The organism is Halomonas sp. BM-2019 (assembly GCF_017584085.1).
Genome location: NZ_CP071922.1, coordinates 2,114,000 through 2,115,285, shown reverse-complemented (window position 1 = coordinate 2,115,285; position 1,286 = coordinate 2,114,000). Strand labels below are relative to the sequence as shown.

Sequence of the window (1,286 nt, the reverse complement as noted above, 5' to 3'; positions counted from 1 at the left end):
TCGGCCGCCGTGGGCGCCCGGGCATGCAGGGCCGCGATCGCGGCCTGGATCGCGTAGGGCCCGACCGTTCGGCCGCGCAGTGCCAGCTCGACCTGGGCGCTCCCCTCCGCGATGGCCTCGCGATCCCAGCGCGTGCGGTCCTGCTCCTCGAGCAGCACGAGATCGCCAGCGGCATCGGTACGCGTCTCGCGCCGGGCGTCATGCAGCAGCATCAGCGCCAGCAGCCCCCGGGCCTCGGGCTCGGCGGGCAGCAGGCCGACCAGCAGGCGGCCGAGACGAATCGCCTCCCGGCACAGCTCGACGCGGATCAGCCGCTCGCCGTGGCTGGCGACATAGCCCTCGTTGAAGATCAGGTAGATCACCGCCAGCACCGCCTCCAGGCGCTCGGCCAGGCTGTCGTCCCCCGGCACCTCGAAGGGGATGCCGGCATCGCGGATCTTGGCCTTGGCGCGCACCAGCCGCTGGGCCAGGGTGGGCACCGGCACCATGAAGGCCCGGGCGATCTCCTCGGTGGTGAGCCCGCCCAGGGTGCGCAGGGTCAAGGCCACCTGGGCGGAACGGGAGAGGGCGGGATGGCAGCAGGTGAAGATCAGCCGCAGGCTGTCCAGCGGCTCGGGATCGTCCGGGTCCGCGGCGGGCTCGAGCAACAGCGCCAGGTGGCTCCTGAGCTCGCCCCGCTTGCGCTCGCGCATCTGCCGGTGGCGCAGCTGGTCGACGGCCTTGTGACGGGCGGTAGCCGCCAGCCAGGAGAGCGGCGACGGGGGGACCCCAGCGGCCGGCCACTGCACCATGGCGGCCTCGAAAGCCCCCTGCAGGGCATCCTCGGCCAGCGCGAAGTCGCCGAAGCGGCGAATCAGGCCGGCGAGCAGGCGGCCATACTCGCGCCGGTAGAGGGCGGCCAGGTCCACCGGCGCACCCGTCACAGGCGATAGGCCGGATCCACCGGCCGCACCTCGACCGCGCCCCCCACCCGCAGCGGCGGGATGCGGCGCGCCAGGGCCAGGGCCTCGTCCAGATCGCGGCACTCCACCACATGGAAGCCCCCCAGCTGCTCGCGGGCCTCGGCGAAGGGACCGTCGAGCATCACCACCTCGCCGTTCTGCTCGCGCAGGGTGGTGGAGGAGGCCACCGGCTGCAGCCGTGCCCCGCCCCGATAGTGGCCGCTGGCGACCAGCTCCTGGACCAGCGCCCGGTAGTCGTCCATCACCGCGTCGCGCGACGCCTCGGGCAGCGCCTCCCACAGCGCCTCGTCGAAACAGCACATCAGCATGTATTGCATGGCGAAC

Annotated in this window: 2 protein-coding genes; both read right to left on the bottom strand. The window is 73.3% G+C overall.

Annotated features, from left to right (window positions below):
* A partial coding sequence (locus J5F18_RS10495; RefSeq protein ID WP_346298601.1) for a sigma-70 family RNA polymerase sigma factor occupies positions 1–908 on the bottom strand: 908 nt, incomplete at its 3' end.
* Between the two features lie 11 nt (positions 909–919).
* On the bottom strand, positions 920–1,286 hold a 367-nt coding region (locus J5F18_RS10490; protein ID WP_346298600.1), incomplete at its 5' end, for a YciI family protein.